Origin of the sequence: Flavobacterium sp. ACAM 123 (assembly GCF_000264055.1) — a bacterium.
Classification (GTDB): domain Bacteria; phylum Bacteroidota; class Bacteroidia; order Flavobacteriales; family Flavobacteriaceae; genus Flavobacterium.
Window position 1 is genome coordinate 1 of sequence record NZ_AJXL01000199.1, and the last position, 2,664, is coordinate 2,664.

At 30.9% G+C, this 2,664-nt stretch carries 1 protein-coding gene and 1 pseudogene; both read right to left on the reverse strand.

The genetic code is table 11. The features are described 5' to 3' along the window. Positions 1-877: 877 nt before the first annotated feature. Positions 878-1,501 (reverse strand): hypothetical protein, encoded by a 624-nt coding sequence (locus tag A3SG_RS0118105; protein ID WP_016991403.1) that lies wholly within the window; start codon positions 1,499-1,501, stop codon positions 878-880. Between the two features lie 411 nt (positions 1,502-1,912). Then, positions 1,913-2,466 (reverse strand): annotated as a pseudogene (locus A3SG_RS20450) (REP-associated tyrosine transposase). Positions 2,467-2,664 lie beyond the last annotated feature (198 nt).

The window sequence follows — 2,664 nt, forward strand, 5'->3', positions numbered from 1 at the left end:
TCTAAGGTGAAAATGGAATAATCCTGTAAACTATCAATTATCTGACTGTAAAACTCTGTAGTTGGAACATATTGACTTTTGAGTATTTCTGGTTCTTTCAGTTTATCTGCCATTTTTTTTATTTTATGAAGTAGTAAGGTTGAAAATAAGAACACCTTTATTTGAGGTCAAAGATAATTAATTCTAATAAATCAATGTAGTTTATAAGGAAGACTTTTTTTGAACACCCTATTAAGTTAATAAAGCGAGTAGATTTTATATTTGTTGTAAATGGAAGACAGGTACTGCAAAAAAGCTCTAATACATCCTAAAAAGAGCTGTTTTATGCCGTAAGCCTGTCATTTAATTTTTATTCGAAAATATCAAAAATTTAAGTCAAACTATTAATAACCTACTACTTTTCTCAAATCTTAACTAAATCTAATAAATAGAAAAGCTTCATCACTACTTCTTGAAGCAGATGTAATGGTTTATCATTTCTAAAATAGAAAAATTAATAGTTGATTTTTTGTCTCTTAACTAATTAAACGCTCGTGTATTTTCGCTGTTGAGTTCTTACTATACTAGAGTGATCTGCTTTGTCCTTTAGGCGAATGCATATTGCAAAAGTAATTATAAATAGGTACGGTTTTTAGGTTTCCCTACGTAACATTCAATCTTTAGGATGTTACAACAAAAGAATTTTTGCTTTATTCCAAATCGTTTTGGTATAATGCCGATGTAATATGAAAACAGTACTACACAGAAGGGACAATCGGGAGTAGAATAGAAAATAGCGGTAGAAATAAAGAAAGGGCTGTTGGTGCATTTTCAACAGCCTTTTTTTAAAATATCTAGTATTACTTAATGAAGACCTTAAATTTCAAACCTTCCTCTTTTACCCACGAGATGGACCAGTAGAAAATTCTTTTTTCTTCTTATTCAATTCATCCTGTAGTTTGCGCATGGCTTTCTGTTCCCGTTCTAAAGCTTGTACTTTAAAAAGGTCAAATTCTTTTTCGGACTCTTTTAGCGCCAGCTTGCTTTCTGTGGTTATGATGTTGCTTTGTTTAAATTTAAAGATAAAAAATAGCAATGCAGCGATCAATCCAACAACGATGAAGAAAAACAGTGTTTTAAAAAACGTTTTTTCAAGTTGAATGCCAAAAAGGAATATACTTTCCTTTTCAGATTTTAGGTCGGAAACAACAGTTTTTGTTGCGTTTGATTTGGCTTGTAAACTATCAATAAGTCGTTTTTGGGAATTTAAAAAATCGGCATTGGCTAAAAGCTTATTTTTTGAAACTGAAAGAGAATCGAGGACATTCGATTGTAATTTAAGTAACGATGTTGTATTAATCACTTTATAACCCTGGAAATTGTTTGATTTATCCATAAGATTATCAAATTGATATTCTAAAGTAGCTACAATAGCTGTATCAATAAATTTCTTTGTAGTTTGACTAAAAATATTTGATGTAATAAGTAGTAGGGCAATTGTCACAATTGTCTTTTTTTTCATGAGGTAAAATGCTTTGAATTCATAACTAAGGATAAAATAGTTATTGTTAGGCTATATAACGAAGTATAAAACTAGTTATTGTTACTATGAAAGATTTAACTACACTTACTTTCTGTTTTCATCCAATAAAAAATAAGTAAAATAAATTTACACTCTGCTACAAATTACTTTTGTATTTTGTGCCCGCAAAATAAGGTCATAACGAAAAGAGGTAATAGGAGCCCTGCTCAGCCTACTTTGTTAACTAGGGTCGTGTTAGTAAAGTAGTGCTCATGCAACTATCCCAGTCTTTTTTATTTAGAATATTCTTTCCCTTTTATATGTATTCCAGGTCCTATATTTAACATTAATTTTTCATTTCCCCATTCCCGATAGCGCGGATTTGCAATCCGTGCCCGCTCCAGTAGGCAACTAAAATAAAACTAATATAAACACATCTAAATCATTTTCTAAACTAGCATAATTTCTAGCTGAACTAAAATAATAATCTTCAGGCAAAGTGACGATTTTTTCTTTCACAGGATTATTGTGGATATAATTTATCTTTTGCTTTATAAACCAGTTCGTCTCAACAATTTCTGCATGATAGCCATCTTGCCAAACTTTATATTCTTGTTCTCGCTTGAGATGAATACATGCTTTTTGAAAATGTCTTAACATCCATTCTCTTCTACTCTCCGGTTCTTCACTAATAGTTTGAACTATCTTCTTTGAAGTATATTTTTTAAAATCACGCATCACATCAGATAATATAAAACCATTTGTTGCTTTACATAACAAATGAATGTGACTACTCATAATACAATACCATAAATCTCTAAACCTTTATTTTGCTGACAATGTTGTAATGCGTTTATGAGAATATATTTTTGATTTAACCTAGTGAAAACATCTACCCAGCCCACTGTAGTGATAGTGATAAAATAAGCTTCTTCTGTACTTGTAGCTTTATATTTGGTTGACATTATCGTTGATTTATTTACTTATCGTTGCTTTTGTTTAGGGGCACGGAATGCAATTCCGCGCTATCTTTGCGGAGTTATATCCGAGCGATCTGGCTTTGTAATCCGTGCCCGCTCCAGTAGGCAACTAAAATAAATCTAATATAAACACATCTAAATCATTTTCTAAACTAGCATAATTTCTAGCTGAACTAAAATAAT

Bases quoted from the DNA above. Each gene is read 5' to 3' on its own strand.
- A3SG_RS0118105 (WP_016991403.1), bottom strand. From the start codon at position 1,501: ATGAAAAAAAAGACAATTGTGACAATTGCCCTACTACTTATTACATCA.